Source organism: Tengunoibacter tsumagoiensis (assembly GCF_003967535.1).
Taxonomy (GTDB): Bacteria; Chloroflexota; Ktedonobacteria; order Ktedonobacterales; family Ktedonobacteraceae; genus Tengunoibacter; species Tengunoibacter tsumagoiensis.
This window is the reverse complement of sequence record NZ_BIFR01000002.1, coordinates 465,093-485,824: the sequence shown is the minus strand read 5'-3', so window position 1 is coordinate 485,824 and position 20,732 is coordinate 465,093. Positions and strand designations below refer to the sequence as shown.

The 20,732-nt window shown below is 50.0% G+C and carries 13 protein-coding genes and 1 pseudogene; 5 read left to right on the top strand and 9 right to left on the bottom strand.

The features are described from left to right. Window positions 1-3: 3 nt before the first annotated feature. The 4 genes and pseudogenes from EL628_RS22745 to EL628_RS22730 form a co-directional block, all read right to left on the bottom strand. Window positions 4-717, bottom strand: a pseudogene (locus EL628_RS22745) (zinc ribbon domain-containing protein); the annotation flags it as partial. Window positions 718-829: 112 nt separating this feature from the next. Continuing rightward, entirely contained in the window at window positions 830-2,692 is a 1,863-nt protein-coding gene (locus EL628_RS22740) for a reverse transcriptase/maturase family protein (RefSeq protein WP_126582305.1), read from the bottom strand. Between the two features lie 469 nt (window positions 2,693-3,161). Next, window positions 3,162-4,037: a hypothetical protein gene (locus tag EL628_RS22735; RefSeq protein WP_126582304.1), complete on the bottom strand. Its 876-nt coding sequence runs from the start codon at window positions 4,035-4,037 to the stop codon at window positions 3,162-3,164. Between the two features lie 487 nt (window positions 4,038-4,524). Next, window positions 4,525-5,358, bottom strand: coding sequence for a CHRD domain-containing protein (locus EL628_RS22730; protein ID WP_126582303.1), 834 nt, complete (start codon window positions 5,356-5,358; stop codon window positions 4,525-4,527). Window positions 5,359-5,732: 374 nt separating this feature from the next. Here EL628_RS22730 and EL628_RS22725 point away from each other — a divergent pair, with 374 nt between their 5' ends. The 5 genes from EL628_RS22725 (at window position 5,733) to EL628_RS22705 (ending at window position 13,949) form a co-directional block, all read left to right on the top strand. After that, window positions 5,733-6,788, top strand: a complete 1,056-nt coding sequence (locus tag EL628_RS22725) for an LLM class flavin-dependent oxidoreductase (RefSeq protein ID WP_126583586.1) — start codon at window positions 5,733-5,735, stop codon at window positions 6,786-6,788. Between the two features lie 152 nt (window positions 6,789-6,940). Beyond that, entirely contained in the window at window positions 6,941-8,065 is a 1,125-nt protein-coding gene (locus tag EL628_RS22720) for a GntR family transcriptional regulator (protein WP_161975686.1), read from the top strand. A gap of 255 nt (window positions 8,066-8,320) precedes the next feature. Continuing rightward, window positions 8,321-10,342 carry a hypothetical protein gene (locus EL628_RS22715; RefSeq protein ID WP_126582301.1) on the top strand — a complete coding sequence of 674 codons (2,022 nt, stop codon included), beginning with the start codon at window positions 8,321-8,323 and terminating at the stop codon, window positions 10,340-10,342. Window positions 10,343-10,604: 262 nt separating this feature from the next. After that, window positions 10,605-12,980 (top strand): carbohydrate-binding protein, encoded by a 2,376-nt coding sequence (locus EL628_RS22710; protein WP_126582300.1) that lies wholly within the window; start codon window positions 10,605-10,607, stop codon window positions 12,978-12,980. A 372-nt stretch (window positions 12,981-13,352) separates the two neighbouring features. Beyond that, entirely contained in the window at window positions 13,353-13,949 is a 597-nt protein-coding gene (locus EL628_RS22705) for a DJ-1/PfpI family protein (protein ID WP_126582299.1), read from the top strand. Window positions 13,950-14,037: 88 nt separating this feature from the next. Here the strand turns inward: EL628_RS22705 and EL628_RS22700 are convergent, their stop codons facing one another. The 5 genes from EL628_RS22700 to EL628_RS22680 all read right to left on the bottom strand — a co-directional run bounded on the left by EL628_RS22700 (window position 14,038) and on the right by EL628_RS22680 (window position 20,472). Next, window positions 14,038-14,859, bottom strand: a complete 822-nt coding sequence (locus tag EL628_RS22700) for a PIG-L deacetylase family protein (RefSeq protein ID WP_126582298.1) — start codon at window positions 14,857-14,859, stop codon at window positions 14,038-14,040. 44 nt (window positions 14,860-14,903) lie between these two features. After that, window positions 14,904-16,088, bottom strand: a complete 1,185-nt coding sequence (locus EL628_RS22695; protein ID WP_161975685.1) for a TQO small subunit DoxD — start codon at window positions 16,086-16,088, stop codon at window positions 14,904-14,906. Window positions 16,089-16,272: 184 nt separating this feature from the next. Beyond that, window positions 16,273-17,949, bottom strand: a complete 1,677-nt coding sequence (locus tag EL628_RS22690; protein WP_126582296.1) for a hypothetical protein — start codon at window positions 17,947-17,949, stop codon at window positions 16,273-16,275. 142 nt (window positions 17,950-18,091) lie between these two features. Then, window positions 18,092-19,759: a sensor histidine kinase gene (locus EL628_RS22685; RefSeq protein ID WP_126582295.1), complete on the bottom strand. Its 1,668-nt coding sequence runs from the start codon at window positions 19,757-19,759 to the stop codon at window positions 18,092-18,094. 2 nt (window positions 19,760-19,761) lie between these two features. Continuing rightward, window positions 19,762-20,472, bottom strand: coding sequence for a response regulator transcription factor (locus EL628_RS22680; RefSeq protein ID WP_126582294.1), 711 nt, complete (start codon window positions 20,470-20,472; stop codon window positions 19,762-19,764). Between the last annotated feature and the right edge of the window lie 260 nt (window positions 20,473-20,732).

Below are 20,732 nucleotides of genomic sequence, written 5' to 3'. Positions count from 1 at the left end.
AAGCTACTCGGTGAACAAGCGTAGTTGGGTAGCAATACGGGGAGAAGGCGCACCCATCCTGCGCTTTTTCCCATGGGCGGTGCCATGCCCCTGGCGATCTGCTTGCCCGGTTGGGGGAAGAGATGGTTCCCCGTCCTCTTTGGCGTCCTGGCAGATGACCACACCTGACCCTCTCGGGTCCTCCGTTTGACGGGCAAGCGGAGTGCGAGGCTTTTCTTGGTATCGGGAGACCAGACGTTGACCAATCACGATGGATGCATTGCGATCCGCGTTGCCACGCATGCCACACGCAGGACAGATCACCAGTGGAGCCCCCATGGTATAGCCTTGCTGTGGAGTGCCCTGGGCATAGCGAATCACGTTCGCATGACAGCAGGCACATTCTCGGCTCGTGTTGCGCGGATTGACCCGGCTGGTGATGATGCCTTCATTCCAGGCTTTGTACTTGCAATACCGGAAGATGCGTCCCTTCATCCAGAACGCCCGCTTGCTGTTGCCGCGCCGACTGTATTTTCCCTGTTCGGGTTTCAGGTTCCCCAGATGCTCAAACACCAGGATGCTTGCCCTGTGCTGTTTGGCAAACTGGACAATGCGAGCGCTGATCTGATGGGAAACATGTTCATCGTGATGGGCGATCTGTTGCCATAGGGCCGCATTATCCTGTTCCCCTGTGGCAATGACCCCGGTCTGGTTCCGATTGCGTGCAATGATGCCAAGCTGCCGTAGGATAGGATGCCAACGAGTTGCTGAGAGGCTCAGTACTTTTCCGACATCCCTCCTCCGAACCACGCATGCATCTTTCAATGCACGTGGCTCTCCAGTACCATAATCATTCTTTTCGTACGACATCTGCGTGTTGTCGTCTACTTTTGATTTCCGCGAGACTGATACCAGGCTTTTTGAGCGGAAGTCCGTGTTCTACATCTACGTGGCATCTTTTGCAAAGGACCAACGTTTTTCGGCGTAATTCAATCATTCGTCTCACCCATGCTGGCTTTTCCCTTCCTGGGCGTTCGTAGAGTTTTTTCATTGCGCGGATATGATGCACTTCCAGATTCTCCGTGTCACCACAGAGTTCGCAGAACTGAGCTAATAGCCTTTTCACGAGTTCTGTTCGTGTATTCCATATCTTCGGTGGCCGTTCTTCAATAGGTGCCTTGATATCCCATTTCAGTGATACACCTCCCCACGTCGCTACAAGCGGCTCTCTCTCGTATCGTGGTATTTTTACTTGGAGCCCTTTGTATTGAACTCCATCTACCATTAACGTTACCTCATGCTTTTTCACTATCTCATTTACCGTCGTTTTGTGTTTGTCAGCAAGTGTTTTGAGAAGTGAGGTTTGCATTATCCATCGTAGCCTGCTGGCTGTATGGAGATTAAAGGCGAGGCGGTAATAGTTGACAATGCCTCGATATTCCAGTTGATACTTTGAGACGATAGCATAATCGCTTTCGTTTATCAGCTCTGATCGTTGTCTTGCTTTTCCATTCCGCATATATCGCTTGCACTTCTCTCTTAGTACGTCTTTCGGCATCCGCAGCCCTATTCTCCCATTGATACTTCTTCCATTTCCCTTTGTACCGTGAATTGCACTTTTGGAACGGTGTTTTGTATCTTCTTGGCGTGTTGTGACTTCGTAGCCTAGAAATCGCGCAGCTTCCGTTCGTGCATGGGTGATGAGCGTTTTGGTATCGGACAGTTCTAGTTTGAGTTCTTCTCTTAGAAATGTCCCGATGTGCTGTTTGATTTCTTCCGCTTCTGCCTTTGATCCAATAAAACCCAGAAGAAAGTCGTCGGCATAGCGCACGTATTTGAGCCGTCGGAAATTGGGGTCATTCGCATTAAGGCTCGGTAGTTTTTGAAATTGCTTCCTCAACTCTTTTGCCATCTTGATGTTTCCCATGCGTCTTGCTTGAATGGATGCCGCGACGAGTTTTTTATACTCTCCACTCATCCCTCTTTTGACCCCACTGTTGTATCGTGGGACAAGAACGTTTTCTACATATGTGTCCAATTTGTTCAGCAAGATATTTGCGAGCAGTGGGCTGATGATACCCCCTTGTGGGACTCCACTTGAGGCAGTATTGTACGTCCAATTTTCCATATATCCTGCGTCTAATAGCCCTCGCAGAAGCCGCAACAATCTTCCATCGTGAACTTTCTCACTAATGGTATTGAGAATAAGTCCATGATCGAGTTTGTCAAAGCACTGCGAGATATCGCCCTCTATGAACCATGTAACGCCTGACCATTTTTTGTGGATTTCTCGTAGCGCTGTTGCACAACTGCGTCCAGGCCGAAATCCGTGTGAGTGATCACTGAATTGGGGTTCATAGTACGCCTCTAGGATGAGACGTAGAACCTCTTGTACCAGTTTATCTGACCAGACCGGCATTCCTAACGGCCTCTTTTTCCCATTTTTCTTTGGGATGTACGTTCTGCGTGCTGGAAGCCATTGCCACTTCTCGTTGCGTACTAGTTCAATGATGGTGTCAATTTTTTCCAGTGACATTCCGTCGGGCGTCTCTTGGGTCACTCCGTGTGTCATTACACCGTTGTTTCTGTAGATTTTCCCATAGGCCATGAGGTAGAGGTTAGGGTTATACAGCAATTTGTAGACCCGTTCCAGGTTAAGTTTTTTCTTTCCTCGCTCGCGGATGAGAGCTAGGATGGTTTCGGCTTCACGCATCACACGTACCTCCCCTTCTTTGCTTCTCACTGATACCTACCCTGCCTATCTTTATCAAGGATAGGCTCTCATCTCCTTTCGGAGATTGCTCCTTCGTTCAGATATTTTTTTTTTTTTTTTTTTTTTTTTTCTTATCCTCTCTACTATGAGGGTTCCGTCGCCGTAGGTGTCGCCACCCGTAGGCGATCCCGTATTTACGTATGAAAGACGTTTAGAGTGTGTAGGTGCCCCGTTCGTTTCCTTACCCCATTCATTATTGGGTATTCATCACAGAGAGCTTTTCTACATCGGAAGACGGAGATGTAGTATTGTGATGTCGCCGCCTCAGATGTGGTGCGACGGGTGGCTTTTTGCACCATTGGAAACTAGGATTTAACCAGTGTAGGCTTCACCATGCACTCAGAGCTTGCAGAGCATCATCCTACACATCTTCGGTTGCCTCTGCTTTACAGACATGCTATTTTCCCCTTCAAGTTTCCTCTCTAGGTAGGTCAGTTGCTCTAAGAGGTATTAACTCTCGACCTCCTGCTCCTATGAAGCTATCTTTCATACGTCGAAACGGCGCACTTTTCCTAAAGCCGGATATCCGTTTGCCACCCTTGAGAAAGCGGGTGGCAAGGATCGTACCTGCGGCAGTTTGCACCGTGCAGACGGCGATGTGGTCGCCAAGATTGAGATCGACGGAACAGATGCGTGTCTCAGGATGAGCGATCTGTTTCACGACGTTGGCAGGACTGGTGAATGTTTTTTCAAGAGGCGTATGCAGCGCCCAGTGGTCGCCTTTGCGAATCAATGAGGGGCTGCCCAATTGGTAGCCATCTTCCACATCCCCTCCCAGCGTGCGCACCTTGACCCAGGACCAGCAGGTTCCCGTCCAGATCTTGAGCAGGATGCTTGTCGTGGTGCGCCCTTTGTACATCCCAGCGTAAAAAGAAGGAGATGTGCGCCACGTGCGAGGCGGGACGGGTGGGCGATCGCCACAGGTTTTGCCTGTGGCCTCCGCTTTCGCCTTTTTCGCTTTCCATCTGGCGAGATGCGAAAAGAAAGAGCGAGCGGAACCCAGTGCGGTGTTAATGGCAGCGCGTCGAAACAGGGCGGGAATGTTGGGCTCAATCTCGGAGAGTGGCATGATGGGATCAGGATTATCAGCGGTGCGATGAGTACATTTCTCCAGAGCGGTGAGTGCTTCTTTTGTCGGCAGATCAAGCAGTTTCACATGGGCGTTGATCACATCAAAGTAGAAGGCGGCCACCCGGTTGAACAGGGCATGGTGAGCTTCAAACCAGAGCGCATGCTGCGGTTGATAGCACAATGCCTGTTTGATCGTTTTGGTCGCCTTCCCCATCACTTCTCCTCTTCCTTTTGTTTCGCAAGAACTCTTGTTAATTCCTGTTGAACAAGTCGATCAAGCACTTTCACAATGCTTTCATTGGTATATGCTCCGATGAGCTTTGCAGCTCTTACGGTTCGTATCCAAATGCGGGTACTGGTGTACTCTGGTTTTTCCATGCGGTATTTATATCACATTTTATACAAAAAAGCAAGGGCTAAAGCCAAGAGAAAACCCGCCTTACCGCACGCCTTGAAAGGACGGCGGCTTGCGGCGGGTTTCGGTTCATGTCAAGGCTTTTTTGGCCTCTGGACTAGTTCAAAAAAGCAGGTGTTAAAAATCCTCAGGGATGCAAAAAATTATCTCCATGATAAAAAATGCATGAGGATGAAAGACAACAAAGCCCTTAACAAACTCTCATTACTTGTATGTTCCCTATCGACGTGAGGGACAGCACTCCTGAAGGTGCTCCTGAGCAGGTTCCTCGATTGTATTGTGGCTTTTAGCCAAGCGCTCCAGCGACAATATCACCACACGCAATAATATCTGTGTCAGCTCCACCATCTGAGGACAGCGCAATGGTTACATGCCAGCCACTACCAGGAATGGCTGTGACATTTGGCAGCGTCGTTGTGGAGCTCCCATTACCCGTATCGTCGGCCACAACTGGCTGAAGCACGTTCAATTGTTTCCCTTGCTGCCGACAGCTTCCTGTTGCGATCTGAGCGGCATGCGCGCTCTGGGGACTCAAGCCGTTCATGGTAATCACAACCGTAAGCGAACCGTGAGCTACGGAAAGCTGTACCAGCCCGCTACTGGACTGATCGGGTTGTGGAACCTCGGCTATCTGGACATGGGCAGTCTGATTGTCCTGTACGGATGGCTGAGCGTTGGTAATATTTCCACAGGCAATCATACTGGTAGCCTGATCTCCTGATCCTTTTTGAACCTCAATGTACCAGCCCGTATCAGGAATTCCACCCATTACATCAGAGATTGTTGCTGTTGACGTCGCGCTCCCATGGGCGTCGGCCACGATATCCTTCAAAGTGTACAGATCTACGCCCTGGCTATTGCAGTTTCCACCATGAATATGGAGTGGATGCGTACTCCCCTCCCCTAACCCTGAAAGATTGATCTGTACTTTTAGGGCACGCTTTGTCGCGTCCCAATTGAGGGTCGCATCCCCTGAGGGCTCATGTTGAAGCAATGCGTGGGCAATTGCGCCACTTCTGGGCGTTGGAGTACTTGTTTGATCTCCATTAGAGGTGCCACTATCACAGGCAGTGAGTAATAATAAGAGGACAAATAAAAACAGACTATATATTTTTTTCATGTAAAAATGTTGCTCCTTCGTTCCTGATACTATATGATTTTCTATAAGCGATTCAGGAACGTCTTCCCTCCTATAGAAACGAAAAACTTCTCGCATCTGCATCATCCCTGGAAGGATAGGCTACTATCTCATAGTTTACCTGAGGATCTCTCTCACTTCAATGAAGAAGGTTCGTCCTGACAGGCTTTACAGGAAAAAGGCTGACAAGAAACGTTTGACTAGCAAGCGTCTATAAAGATGATCTATAAGCTCAACTGGAATAGAAAGGGACTCTTTTATGTTTATAACTATAAGAATTCCCAATATGTGTTGTATAGACACTGAGAGATGACTCTATTTGCTCTTCTATAAAGAAATTGAAAAAGGATCGAATGATGGAGATTGGCCTCTACACATTTGCCGAGTTGACGCCTGATTTACAGACAGGGGAGACGATCAGTCCTGCCCAGCGCTTGCGTGATCTGCTTGAAGAGATCGAATTGGCTGACCAGGTAGGATTGGATGTCTTTGGGATTGGTGAACATCACCGTCCAGAATTTGTGGTCTCATCACCAGCCGTTGTGCTGGCTGCCGCTGCTGCACGCACAAAAAATATTCGCCTGACGAGCGCTGTGACGGTTCTAAGCTCAGATGATCCTGTGCGCGTCTTTCAGAATTTCGCGACACTAGACCTCCTCTCGCAAGGCCGGGCAGAGATTATGGCTGGTCGCGGCTCTTTTATTGAGTCATTTCCACTCTTTGGTTATGATCTGCACGATTATGATGAATTATTTACAGAAAAACTAGATCTTCTGCTCACACTTCGAGAAAACGAACGTGTGACATGGTCAGGGAAACATCGACCTCCTCTGAATAATCTGGGGATCTATCCTCGCCCTGTGCAGAATCCGCTCCCGGTCTGGATTGCCGTTGGAGGGACGCCAGCATCAGTTGTACGGGCCGGGGCTCTCGGGCTTCCATTGGCACTGGCTATCATCGGTGGTGAACCAGCTCGCTTTGCCGGTCTGGTGAGGCTCTATCGGGATGCAGCCCGACGAGCAGGGCACGATCCCGATACCCTCCCTGTAAGTATTAACTCGCATGGCTATGTCGCCGATACGCCCCAGGAAGCCAGCGATGATATCTTCCCCGCTTTTGCCACAATGATGAATAAGATTGGCAAGGAGCGAGGCTGGCCTCCTATGACCCGACGTGACTTCGATGCCTCACGCTCTCTCAAGGGGGCTCTCGTGTCAGGGAATCCAGATGAGGTCATTGAGAAGCTTCTCTATCAATACAATATTTTTCATCATCAGCGCTTCTTGCTCCAGATGACGGTTGGCTCGATCCCTCATCATAAGATCATGCATGCTATCGAGCTGCTTGGCACAAAGGTGGCACCCGTTGTACGTCGTGAAACGCAGAGTGCCCCACAAACAAGCTCTTTGTAAATATATCTACCATGGCTCATATGAGCGTTTCTTCCTCTCCCCCCTTGACAGATCAAAAGTATACTAGTATACTTAAGCGTACTAGTATACTTACAACAGCAAGGTGTTCTCGGCAAGAGAGCAATCATTGGTATCCGCAGGAGGTGTTCATAGTGTCAACAGCGCGTAGGCTGGCCCCAGCATCGAAAACGCAGACGCTGTGTAGGGACCTTCGCGCGCTCGCGTATGAATTGGGAGCAGGTGAAAAGTTTCCGACGGCGATAGAATTGTGTGAACGGTTTCAAACCAGCCGCGCCACACTCAATGATGCGCTTGATATCCTGGAAGACCAGGGTATTCTTTCTCGTCGTCGTGGCAGTGGTATTTATGTATCAACGCGCCTGCATACAAAGTGCATCTATGTCCTTCTCTACGCTTACTTATTTCTGGGGGAAAACAAGTCTCCATTCTGGGGCATGTTTTCAGGGCTGCTTGCCGAGGAGATGGAACGCCGGACCCTCAATAACGCCTATCAGTGTGAACTACATTTCGTGCTACAATCCGACCGTGATAAATTGGCACTGCCACAAAGCGTGGTTGAGATGATAGAGTCGGGACGGGTCGATGGCATTTTGACTGTTGGGATGAACAATATCACAACCGCGTGGATAGAGCAGCAGGGAGTACCCTGCGTCGTCTACGCTGGATATGGACCATACACTGTGACCCAGGATCTCGATACGCTCGTTCGCCAGGCCGTCACGCTGCTTGCAAGTAAGGGTTGCCAGCGTATAGGATTCTGGACCGAATCAACCTATTACGAGACAGAGCGAGAACTATCATCCGACCGTCTCATAGAACAATCCTTTATCCAGGCACTCAAGGAGTATTCCCTACCGCTCTACCCTGAGCTGATCCATTATAAGACGATGAGGAGAGCAACACTCCAGGGACCAGTACCAACCTATCAGCAACAGGGCTATCAATACGTCATGGAAATTTTTGGTAACAAAAACCATCCGCAACCAGACGGTCTTTTTATCGATAATGATATGATCACTTCGGGAGCTTTAGCGGCATTTCAGCGCCTGGGCATTCACCCGGGAGAAGAGCTCTGTATCGTTACCCAGACTAATACCGGCTCGCCGATCCTGTTTGGCTATGAAGATGAGCTTAGTCGTGTAGAATTCGATCCTGCTGAACTGGTACACGAGATGTTTGCAATGCTTGATATTTTACTTCAGCCTGAGCGTCCTGAAACACTACATTTTCAAATCCTACCACGAAATCATTCCTGATGCATACAGTTTCTTTATTCGAAACACTGATGTCATGTGCTATACCCATCCTCTCATACGGATGTGTATATAGATTCACAAGCAGATTCACAAGCAGATTCACAAGAATAATTTGACCGAAGAAAGGAGGCCTCACAACACACAGATACATACAGAAGGCAAAGTAGCCCTTCTGTCATACTAACCTCCGCTTGTCCTTTTGTCCTGTGCTGCGATTGAACGCGGCACAACACACAACGTAGAAAGGATTCATCAATGTTACAAGGGAGTAACACATCAACACAACTATCAAACACGCGCCGGCCAGGAATGTGGCAACGTGGGCTGCGATTAGGAGCTGTGTTGTTCTGCACCTTATCTTTCGTCATTGGCGGGGTGGCCTTCATCTTGCCACATACCACTGCCCATGCAGCGAGCGGACAGCTAGGATTGAACGTAGATGCCAACGAACAGGCGCTCGTTGATCTGGGCGGTAACAATGCACGCATCGACGCCATCGGTGGCGTCACACTGACGGAAGACACCAATGGCTGGCCCAGCAGCGACTTTAATTTCATCATTGACAATCGCTACACCTATGGCTGGGTCTCCGACGCGGTCAACATCGATCCCCTCAAAAAATCAACTGACATCAGTGGCACATACAAACTGGTCTTCAACGGCAAAGCCACCCTCACGGACGCCTGCGACGATCCAGCACATTGTGGCACTACGATTGCCAATCAAACGTATGATGCCGCGAGCAACACAACCACGGCTGATATAACGCTGGGGAACCCTTCAGGTGGTGTCCTTATGATCTTAAAGTTCACCAACACCCAGCGCGATGCAAACGCCGCTACCGGCAGCGGCATTACCAATCTGCACCTGTGGCGCCCAGGCTACACTCCCGGCACCAGCCAGGTCTTTACCGATAGCTGGCTGAGCTCTTTGACCAATCATAACTGGGCCGCCTTCCGCTTCATGGGCTTTACCGGCACCAATGGATACGGCGACCCGGCGACGGATAAGCAGCCCAATAATGAGCTCTATCCCTATCGCCTTCAGTGGAACACTGATCGTATCATGCCCAACGTCGGTCCGCTCTATGGGCAACAACATCCAGGTGTACACGGTCTGCCCTGGGAATATGTCGTGCTTATCGCCCAGATCACACACAAAGACATCTGGATCAACATTCCAGTCAATGCATCAGATGACTATGTAACCCAGCTCGCGAACCTCTTCAAAAATGGCAACGCCTTCACTGGGAATCAAGGCGTACCGGATGATACCCACATTTATGTTGAGTACAGCAATGAGATGTGGCACTTCGGCTTCCACCAGGGACCCTGGAATAACCAGGCCGAGAAGGACGAGATCGCAGCCGGGGGATCAAATCTCAACTATGACGGTTCCACCAACGATTACAATCTGCTGATTCGCCGCATCGGCAAGCGCACACGCGAGATCGGCAATCAGTTCAAGAGTGTCTTCAGCGACAACGGGACGCGCATCCGTCCAGTCGTCAACAATGCCAACGTTGGCTATGACGATGGTATGCTGAAGTATCTTAAGGATAATTATGGTGATGTCAGCAACTCGCTCTACGCCATCTCCACAACCGGCTACTACAGCAGTGCCGATAAATCGTCGGTGGATGCCATTATCAACGGCGAAAAGGCGTCTAGCGATACCAATAAGCAAGGCTATCAGACCAGCCGCTCGCTGGCAGATACGTATGGCATTCACTCGCTCGTCTATGAAGGCGGCGAGGACGAGGAGGGCACCAAGGTTCCAGGTCCCCTTGACCCAACACTGAGCAATCAGTTTGGGGCAACACGCGACGCGCGCATGCAGGATGTCGAGCTCCACGATATCGTCGATAACTGGTATGGTAGCGGCGGCGAGCTCTATATGCAGTTTGGGCATGTAGGTCACTATAGCACCTATGGCATGTGGGGACTTTCTGACGACGTAACCGATCAGTCAACCGGCAAATGGAAGGGCGTCGACCAGATCATGGGCAGTACTCCCCCTCCTACACCAACGAACACTTCAACTCCTACACCAACAAACACTGCAACTTCTACGCCAACTTCGACACCACCCGCGAGCGATTGGACGAAGTGCGCTGATGAGGGTGGTGTATGTACTGTCAACGGGACGGCTCAGGTGCGCTATGGAGCCAATGGCACCTATATCACCAAAACCGTCACCGATAGCATCTTCTGTAGCAACGACGCCTTCGGTAGCGATCCGCTTCCCAACGTCGTGAAGCACTGCGACTATCAATAGTATGTTTCTATCACTCGTGTAGCAAATACTCTGTTCATCTTCATTTGAAAACCATATCTGCTGCCTGCGGCGGCAGGGGAGCAAGGATGCTCTTGCTTTTCAAATGAGCTGTAACGAAGTGCTAGCTACACACCCTCACCAACTTCTCGTGAACCTGAAGGAGCGGGAAAGCGAGAGCCGGACACCGAATCGATATCAGGTCTTACACTCTTGAACTAGACAATCCAGGCTCAATGATTTTGCCTGGATTAAGGAGGACACGATGTCTTTAAGGAAGAATGAGCTTCCAAGAGCTGTAGAGCAGACGGCAAAAGTGCGTGTACGTAAACCCGCGATTATGAGTGGTCTGAGCTCACTCATTATCTTAGTGGCTCTCGTCTGCGCCAGTTTCGCCTTTTCCTTTGGCCTGGGGACGAAAAAGACGTATGCTGCCCCAACCGATCACCTACCAGTGGCAGGTATCAACTACACCAACCTTGAAGGGTTTGCCGACGCGATGAAGCAGTCGCGCGCACATTGGGATACCTATGGCACCCTTGATGGCTCAGCACCGTCTGATGCAAATGGCTGGCCAACAACCGATGCCTCGATCATGGTCTGGGAGGGTCGCGACAACAACCAGGGCACATATACTTTGACCTTCAATGGACAGGCAGATGTCACAGTCAGCCTGAACTACGCAACCATCAACGACAAAACCTATGATGCTGGCTCCAATACCACCACGGCCAGGCTGGTGGTGACGGATACCGGCGCGGAGAACTTCCAGCTCAATTTTGCAAACACAATTCGCACGTCAGGGGCGGCAACGAATACTGGAGTAACCAATGTACGCCTGATGCGCCCTACCTCTCCTGGCTCCAGCACGTCCTATGATCCCTCGGTCATCTTCACAACTGAGCTCAAAGACGCGCTCTCAAATTATGCCTACATCCGCTTTATGGCGGGAACCAACTGGAACACCTCTGTCAACTGGTCTGATCGCACCAGGCCAACTGACGCGAGCCAGAAAAAGGTGCTCCCGGGAGAGTCCGGCTTTGAGGGGAACCTGATAGCCTTTGAGTACGAGGTCGACCTGTGTAATGAGACAGGCAAGGATTGTTACATCAACATTCCTGGCCGGGCTAATGACGACTATGTGACAAAGCTGGCCCAGTTGATCAAATATGGCAGTGATGGCATAAATCCATACACATCGCCCCAGAGCAATCCAGCCTTTGCTCCTTTGCGCTCCGATCTCAAAGCTTATATCGAGTATAGCAATGAGGTCTGGAACTTCGGCTTCCAGCAGGCCCACGATGTTGCCGATGCAGCTGCAGCCGAGGTCAATGCAGGCGGATCAAACCTGAACTATGATGGTGAAACTAATAGCATCGGCCTGGCAATGCGCTACGCGGCGCGCCGCACAGTGCAGATCAGCCAGTTGTTCCGCAACGTCTTCGGCGATGAGATGATTTCGCGCATCCGTCCGGTGCTGGAGTGGCAGTATAACAATCTGAATGGCACAGCGGCAGCAATGCTGGATTTCGTCAATAATTACTACAATAATGTTGATGGCCAGCATGTCTCTGATCCACATCCCATCACGTACTACATCTGGGGCGCTGGCGGAGCGGTTTATTATGGCAGCAACAACGATGCCGCCACAAGCGTAGACGCGATCTACGCCTCTGGACTCCCTGTCTCGCACTATGATGGCGATCATACCTATCAGCAGGCCCTCAATATTGAGGCCGCCTGGGCACACGCTTATGGTCTGCACTTTGTCGCCTATGAGGGTGGCTTCGCGGTCGGCGGCGATGGTCCAAGCGATGTTGATACCGCTGCGCGTTGGGACCCACGCGCCAGGCAGAGCATGCTGGATTCCTTCAATGTCTTTGCACAGGCCGGTGGCGACCTCTACACCACGGGAACATACGCCCAGTGGAAAAACCTGTATGAGGCCAACAACGATCCCCTGGTCCAGGCCGCTCATGATATCAACAATGGCACATTCACGCCTTCGTCCGTGACTCAGGGAACGCAGGTCAGCGGTTCTGACACAACGACTATCAACGGTAGCAGCTACGATATACGCGTTGATGCCTATCAGTCCGGAGCGCCTCTGACGGATAACGTTGGACGCAGCGCGGGCTATCTCTTGCGCGTCAGCAACGAAGGCACCTATACGGTCGCCGTCTCGGTCGGGAACACCAGCGATGGGAAAAAGCTGGCCGTCTTTGTGGATGGCAATCTGCTCTCAGCGATCGATGTCCCCAACACCGGAAGCATGTCAAGCTACCAGACGGTTACGGCGGGCTCAGTCTCGCTCACAGCCGGCCTTCACGCGGTGCTGGTTGTCGCAACGCAGCCCTCAGCAGGCCATGTCAATAGCATCTTGATCGCTCCTGGTGGTACGGTCTCCAATCCCACGCCAACACCTACGGCATCCACTCCAACGCCTACGCCGTCCTCGGATGGCTGGACGAAGTGCGCTGATGAGGGTGGTGTGTGTACTGTTAACGGGACGGCCCAGGTGCGCTATGGAGCCAATGGCACCTATACCACCCAAACCGTCACCGATAGCATCTTCTGTAGCAACGACGCATTCGGTGGCGATCCGCTTCCTAACGTCGTGAAGCACTGCGATTATCAATAGTCGTTTGCTTAGTTTCGCGCGCATCCCTTGTACAAGGGATGCGCTTTTTTCTGCGCTCCTTAGAATTAATGCTTGAATGTGAGTCCTGATGAGGGCAATGGTGATCTCTTCAGCCTGAACAGGCCTACAACGGGGCACTACTTATACGTACCAACTCGCCTTTCATGAAGAGTTAAAATACGTCACAAAATTTGACCAAAATTGTCCGCTTTTTGCCCAAAACCACCCTTGTTTCCAGGTATAGAATCCAGCATACTACTTCTATGAAAAGTCCGTTACTTGAGTCCAGGACTCACACACAGCGAGTACCACGGCGCGTCATTTTTCTCATCTTGCCAGAGGTACAACTTCTCGATCTAGAAGGAATAACATATGACTATGCATTTTGCTCATCGCCCTATCTCTATTGGCCTGCTCCTCTTTCCAACCGTTGAGGAATTAGATTTTGCAGGCCCCTATGAAGTCTTTGCCAACGCTGGCGAAGAACAAGAGCAGGCGTATTGCCAGGTCTTGACCATTGGAACTGCGCATGAAATTCGCTGTCGTGGCGGATTGCGTGTGCTTTGCGATTTTCTCTTAGAGGATTCTCCACGCCTTGATGTGCTGATTGTACCTGGTGGCCCCAATGCTCGCAATTGTTACAATGATGAGAGAATTGCGCAAACCTTACGAACATATCAGGCCCAGGGAACAATCATTGCCTCAGTCTGCACCGGCTCTTTTTACCTTGCCTACGCTGGTCTATTAGATCAGCGCCGCGCGACCACCCATCCACTACGTTTTGACCTCTTTCGACAATGTTTTCCGCAGATCGAGCTGGTAGAGGAGAAAATCATCGATGAGGGAAACATTGTAACGGCGGGTGGAGTCTCCTCTGGCATTGATCTGGCTCTCCATTTCCTGCAACAATGGTTTGGACCAGAAGCTCGCAAGCGCGCTGCAAAACGCCTGGATGGACCATGGATCTGAACTCATTGAGGACAAGATGGCATGAGCTTGCACTCAAACGAGGAAGCTCATGCTCCATTTACAGACGGGGTTCGTCATTCCGCAACTCTTACTCAAAAAGATCTTTCTCAATAGTCTCACCTATCTGGTGTTCGGGAATGATGCGCGACAGAGCACTATATGCTTCGGTCCAACGCCCAAACAGACGACGGGTGATACGCTGAAAACGTGACGTCTGGAATTGGCTGGGATAACAATCCGAAGCCTGCCAGCCTCTGGCACGATAATAGCCCGTTGGAATCTTTGTCGTGATCGGCGTTAAAGACTCCATGGCGGCAATCAGATCTATATCAGCATTTACCCCTACTTTACGAGGGTCTTTTCCCATGATCTTCATGGCTGTCAGAAACAGCTTCATATGGAACTTGCTGATACTAATGTTGATATAATAGAGCTTTTGTGGCGCATCCGGCTCCCCTTGCAGCCGCTCAAATGCAGCATGAGTAGCCTGATTGATCTTAATATGATCGGGATGCCCATACATCCCGTAGGTGTTAAAAGTAATCAACACCTGTGGACGCACACGATGGATAACCTCAATAATCCGATCGGTCACTTCCTCAAGCGGAGCCTGCCAGAGACAGCTGCTCTCCAGATTCTCCTTGGCTCCCATCATCCCGCTATCTCGATAACCAAACGTCACAACGTCTGTATAGCCAGCGACCTGCGTGGCACATTGCAGCTCGGCCAGACGCAGCTCCGCAATTGATGAATAATTGGTCAAAAATTTTTCGTCGACCGTTCCAACTTCGCCATTGGTGGCACAGATTAAAGTAGCACGCGCTCCCTCGGCAATATAGCGCGCAACCAGCGGGGCACACCCGGCTTCGTCATCAGGGTGTGCCAGACATAACAATAGACTTTTTTCCATAAACTCCCCAGTCGTTGTGATCGCTGCCAGGAATGGCAACTCTCTTATTTTAGCGTAATCGCTCCCGTTGCGCTATCAATAGAGATGGCGACCGGGTCTAACGCACGAGATGTAGGGCCTCCCAGGACATTTGCACTATTCGCTGGATCGTATTCAGCTCCATGACAGGGACAGATCAAATGATGGCTCACTGCATCATAATCTACTGGACATCCGGCATGCGTACAGGTTGCGTCAAAAGCCACAAATTGATCGTTAGGAAGATGGATAAGAATACCCGGATCGCCTGTCGATGGAATGGTAAAGGTAATGGCAGCATTTTTCGCCACTGCACTCGTCTGAGCAATTGCACCAGAGCCGCCTGTTGGGGTTCCACCCTCCACAGTTGCCGTTGATACATCGCCAGATCCCGTAGCATTTCCAGAACCTGTAACGCTATCGTTCAAACGTCCAAGCAGATTAAATGTATAGCCAATCGCAACAACTCCCAGTGTTGCCAGACCACCACCAATCAATGTGCCGACAAAAAAACTCCGCCTGCTCTCCCGCTCACGCTTGAGCGCATTCTGAAACTGTCCCCGTCCCTTATATATCGTCGGCTGCTCAACACGATTAGCCAGAGGCATATCAGGCAGACCAACCAGCACCGCTGCACAGATTCTTGCCAGTGGCCCTGGCGCTTGCTTCAGAGAACCAGACAAAAAGTGCTTCACCAGCCAGCCATCCAGTGTAAACAGGCCAGTTGCCAGAGGGCCTCCAAGCAGCAATGTCAGCCAGGCAAAGACAAACACGATATCTGCACCATAAAAATAGGGATAGACACTCCAGCTTGCAGTCAGAAAAAAAACAAAGCTTATGCACAGCCCAAAGAAGGCAGCCGGACGAAACAAAAGACCAGATAAGGTCCCCAGACCAATTGCAATCTCACCAAAGGCCACCAGAAGCCCCAGTAAGACGGCATGGGAGACAGCATAGTGGAGAAGAAGATCCTTCAACGGCGATCCATGGGCAAAGGCAATAAGCTGATTACCAATATAGTCTGGCGAGCCGGGATGGAAAAAATGTGGATCAGTTAACTTTTGCAGCCCCGCATAGACAAACGTTACCCCCAGGAAGAGCCGCAAAGGTAATAAAATCCAGCCTGGAAATCTTTGTGAAGTATTAAGTGCAGATGTGCCACCTGCATCAGCCGTCTGAGTTGTCGTCTGTTGGGACGTATATGGTTTCATAAATGATCTATTGTCCTCCATATTGGGGCCAAAAATGGAACTTTCTAATATGAGGCGAGAAAATCAACCCACTAATAGTTCGCATTGTCGGGAAATAAACAAAGACAAGTATCTCAAATATTGAGATGCTTGTCTATTATAGAAGAGCAAAATGAGAAGCGGATGAAAAAATCTCACATTTTTATCAGGGCTCTCTCAATTGATAGAGGATATAACCGTTATATTCAAAAATATCCTTTAATTTATCCTTTTCCGGTAATGCAACATGAAACCCATGAGGAAAGAGATAAGCACTTCTCCGATCGGCTTTCACGCGCTCATAATAGGGAGCGTAACGATTAAAATCGAGCGACTCTTGCAGATGTTGATCAACAACACCGCAAATAATGTGCTCTTCGCTGAGAAATGCTAATCGATTACAGGTCCAATAATCAGTATAGATATGAGTGATTCCTCGTTGATTGAGATACGCAATTAATCCTTGCTGGCGATCCTGATTCTGTTGTGCCGCTGGTATCTCCCAAAAAATGAGAAAACTTCCAAGCAGAGAACTGAGGCAGATTACACCCAGGAGGCCAAGGCAGATGGAGCGCACCATGAAACCTTGCCCTGTTTTCTGATACACTGTCTTCTGGAGACCTACCCACAATGGCCATCCCAATGCAGGCAATGCAATTAACAGACCCGTTAAATAACGAGCCCGACTCCCCGGCCAATCAATAGGTGAAGGACTAAACATATAAGCCATCAGCGTACAGGCTGCACTTATCAGTATCAACATATGAATAGCTAAACGAATCAATTGCTGACGACCTTCACCGTTGTCAAAGGCACCATGTTTCTTCACGTCGAAATACACACGTAACGACCAGAGCCTGAAGAGCGCGAGAGAGAACGAGAGAAAGAAGAGCAGCAGCAGGCCAAGGCCCCAACCTCCACGGATAATCGTACAATTGAGGCTCATTGCACTTGCAGGGCTCCAGGCAGGTTTTTCAACAATTGGACACAGAGGCTCCCCAGTGATCATTGGAACGCTAATCGAGACCGTCCCCCACATCGCCTGGAACACATTCAGACTTTCTGAAGATCCACCTTGCCGCAACTGCAACAAAGTCGTTAAAGAGTCTTTCCCCGGTGCGGCATGGAGATTATAATAGATAAGAGGCCACATCCCAATCAGACTACCTATCACCAGACAGCCAGCAGAGCCAATTCTGCGCAGGTCAGCCCAGCAGAATAAAACCACGATAAGCCCGGAACAGAGGACGAAAGGCAGCAGTAAGAGATCACTCCAGAGCCCTAATCCCGCCGCCAGCCCCCAGGCTCCATAGAGACAATACCGCACATAGTGTTTTCCAGATGCTTGTGGCTTCCTCTGTGTTAAAGCTAAGTAACTCGCAAGCAAAAACAGAAGAGAACCGAAAAATAATAGTTCTGGATATCCACCAATCGCACTTAGCTGGCGAGCAATGACAAAGCTGGAACCAAAACTTAAAAAACTGAGCGAGACCAGAGCCCAGCCCTTCGAATAGACGAGACTACTGAAAAGATACAGACAGATTAAGAAGCCCGCAAAGAGGAAAATAAGGCTCAACCGCAGACTAAAGAGAGATGACCCCAAAACCACAAAAAAAGGTGCAGCCAGGTAGGCTTCTAAAGCCCCCATATACTGCTGACCATAAAAAAAAATGGGATGCTCTCCCAGGTTCACAATGTGTCGAGCCATCAGACCAATCGTCGCCTCATCGCTATTGGTCTGAGGCCAGTTGTGCAGACTCAAAAAGATGCGCAGAGCAACTCCACACACAATCATAAGACAAGCACAGAATGCATATGGTCTCTTCTTAAAAATTCTATTCATACTTAAAAAACGCCTATCTCATAAAATAGTGACAAATGTTGCGAGAAGCCAGGATAGCGTTGCACATATTCTCGTCCGCTGATCAGGCTCTCCTTAACCCGAAGAGAGAATCTGATCACGCTCAATCTCCATGCCTCACGCTTCACGGCAGATGATATGGCATCAATGGTCTGGTTGGTTGATTGGTGATGAGGGCCTGTGGGACACGGATGGAGAAACAGGTCCCCTGTCCCTGGATACTGGAGACTGAGACCGATCCCCCCATGGCTTCAGTAAGCTCTTTGACGAGAGCAAGACCTAACCCTGAACCACTGGCTGGCTGTTGTCTCGCCTGCTGAGTCCGATAGAAACGCTCCCAGATGCGTGGAAGTTCATCGGCTGCAATCCCCTCGCCAGTATCCTTAACCTGAAGAAGGATCTCCTGAGCAGTCGCGGAAGCGCTGAGCACAATAATCCCTCCTGGTGGAGTATGGCGAATCCCATTGTGTAAAAGGTTCTGCAAGACCTGCTCCAAACGATGCTCATCCACCATTGCCTCGGGAAATGCTTCCTGAGTCGCGGCTTCAATATCCGCGACAATCTCGACACGGCTTCCACGCCAGGCGATAGGCGCAGTGGTCTCTGCAACACGTCGAATTAATAGCTCAATATTGGTGGGCGCACAACGCAGTTCCAGATGCTTTACCTCTACTCGCGACAGGGTAAAGAGATCATTAATCAAGACCTGCAAACGAATAGTCTGCTGCTCCATAATTGAGAGATCTTGCTGTAGCGTAGCCGGAGGTACTTCCTGCCAGTTATTCAGCGTCGATTCTAGATAGCTACGCACAGTAGCGACTGGTGTACGCAGTTCATGTGAGACGCTGGCAATCAGTTCACGCCTCGCGTTGAGCAGCGTAGAGACAGCATCGCGCTCAGTTCTCAGCTCATGACGAGCACGTTCAAGCTCAATCGCCATAGCATTGAAATCTGCCTGAAGGCGCGCAATCTCATCTTCTCCCTCTACACGAACACGCACCTCGTAGTTACCACTCCTCAAAGCACTGGTCGCAGCCGCCAGTTTCTCAATGCGTCTGGTAGTATGACGAGCAAAGAGATAGGAGAATAATGCAGAGGGGGGAAGCACAAAAGCGAGGCTGATGACTGTTAAGAAGATCATTCCAGGCAAAATGAGCAATGGAATCAGCTCATGCCTGTTTTCTCCTGAGCCACTCCAGATAGCAAGCGTCATCAACAGACAGCTGATGATAGCAGCTACCATTACGACAACCAGCAAATGTGCATGCGTCAACGCCCAATGAAGATGTTCTCGCCTCAAACGGTCCCAGGAGCGCCAGACCAGAATAAGCACCCTCAGCAGGAAAAAGAACGCAACTGAGCTAATGGATAATGCATAAAAGATCGAGTTGAAAACGATGCTATAAAACGTTGGACTCCCTGTTTCCTTCAAAGAATGGAACTGAATAAATGCATACGGCGCACAATAGATGGATAAGAAGAGAGTCACTGTAGAAATGATAATCGACTCACAGAGAAGTACTCCGCCAACCGCAAGCTCGATAAGGAGCTGTTGCCAGCGCGTTCGTCCTACTGGGCGTAAGCGCCACCGAAAGGCCAGAAAGAGCACACTCCCGAACGTCAAGCAGAGAAAAAAGAGAGGTGTACTGTTCAGGAACAAAGGGCGCAACATGTGATCGATCAACGGCCAGGTCGCCAGAGCTCCACATTGTAAGCTACTTACCTCTAATAAAGCTCGTCTGGCATCAGCACGAAATAATGGAAGAGACTGAACGATTCTCTGTCTTATCACGCTTATACTCCGTTCCAGGCTTCTGACCGCAAACGATATCCCACCCCCCAGACCGTCTCAATCGTCTCACCTAACGAGCCAAGCTTCTTACGCAACCGCAGGACAACGTTATCAACCGAACGATCACCGCCAATATAGGTCTCGCTCCAGATAGTCTCAATGAGATAGGCACGACTGAACGCGCGGCCAGGACTACGCAAGAGGAGTTGAAGCAACGTAAACTCCGTTGGGCTCAGATCTAACTCAACGCCATGAAGGGTCGCTTGATGAGTCTGGGGGTTTAATTGTAGAGGACCACGACACAAAAGCTCAACGGCATCACTACGATCGGCGGTAAGCGTCTGCCGGATCAACTCAGCCCGGCGCAGGAGCGCCCGAACACGAGCCACCAGTTCACGTGTACTAAACGGCTTGGTCAGATAATCATCTGCCCCTATCTCCAGACCGAGCACACGATCCGCCTCCTCACTGCGTGCCGTCAGCATCAACACCGGAGTTGATGACTTCTGTCGTAGCTGGCGTAACACATCCAGACCGTTCAGACGCGGCAACATCCAATCCAGAATCACAAGATCTACCTGACCATGCGTATGCAGCGTCAACGCACTCATCCCATCGCCTGTATGCAACGTCTCATACCCGGCTGCGGTCAACTCTCGAAGCACCACCTGCGCCAGATCATATTCATCTTCAACCAGTAAAATAGTTGCCATTCTCTCTCATCAATCCTTATTTCATACTCTTTCATTAACGCTATTATAACCTCTTCCTACTAGAGAAGAAAACCGTTCGCAACCACTGAGACAAGATTGCGACATTTCTACGATAAGAGCGTGACAAAATACCCTTATAGTATCCATTGAAAAGAGAGTACAACACAGAATACGCTACACCAGTCAGAAACGATCACATACATTCATCACAATGAGTTGCCTATAAATAGTGCATTTACCTATTGTGCAGATAGTAGCAA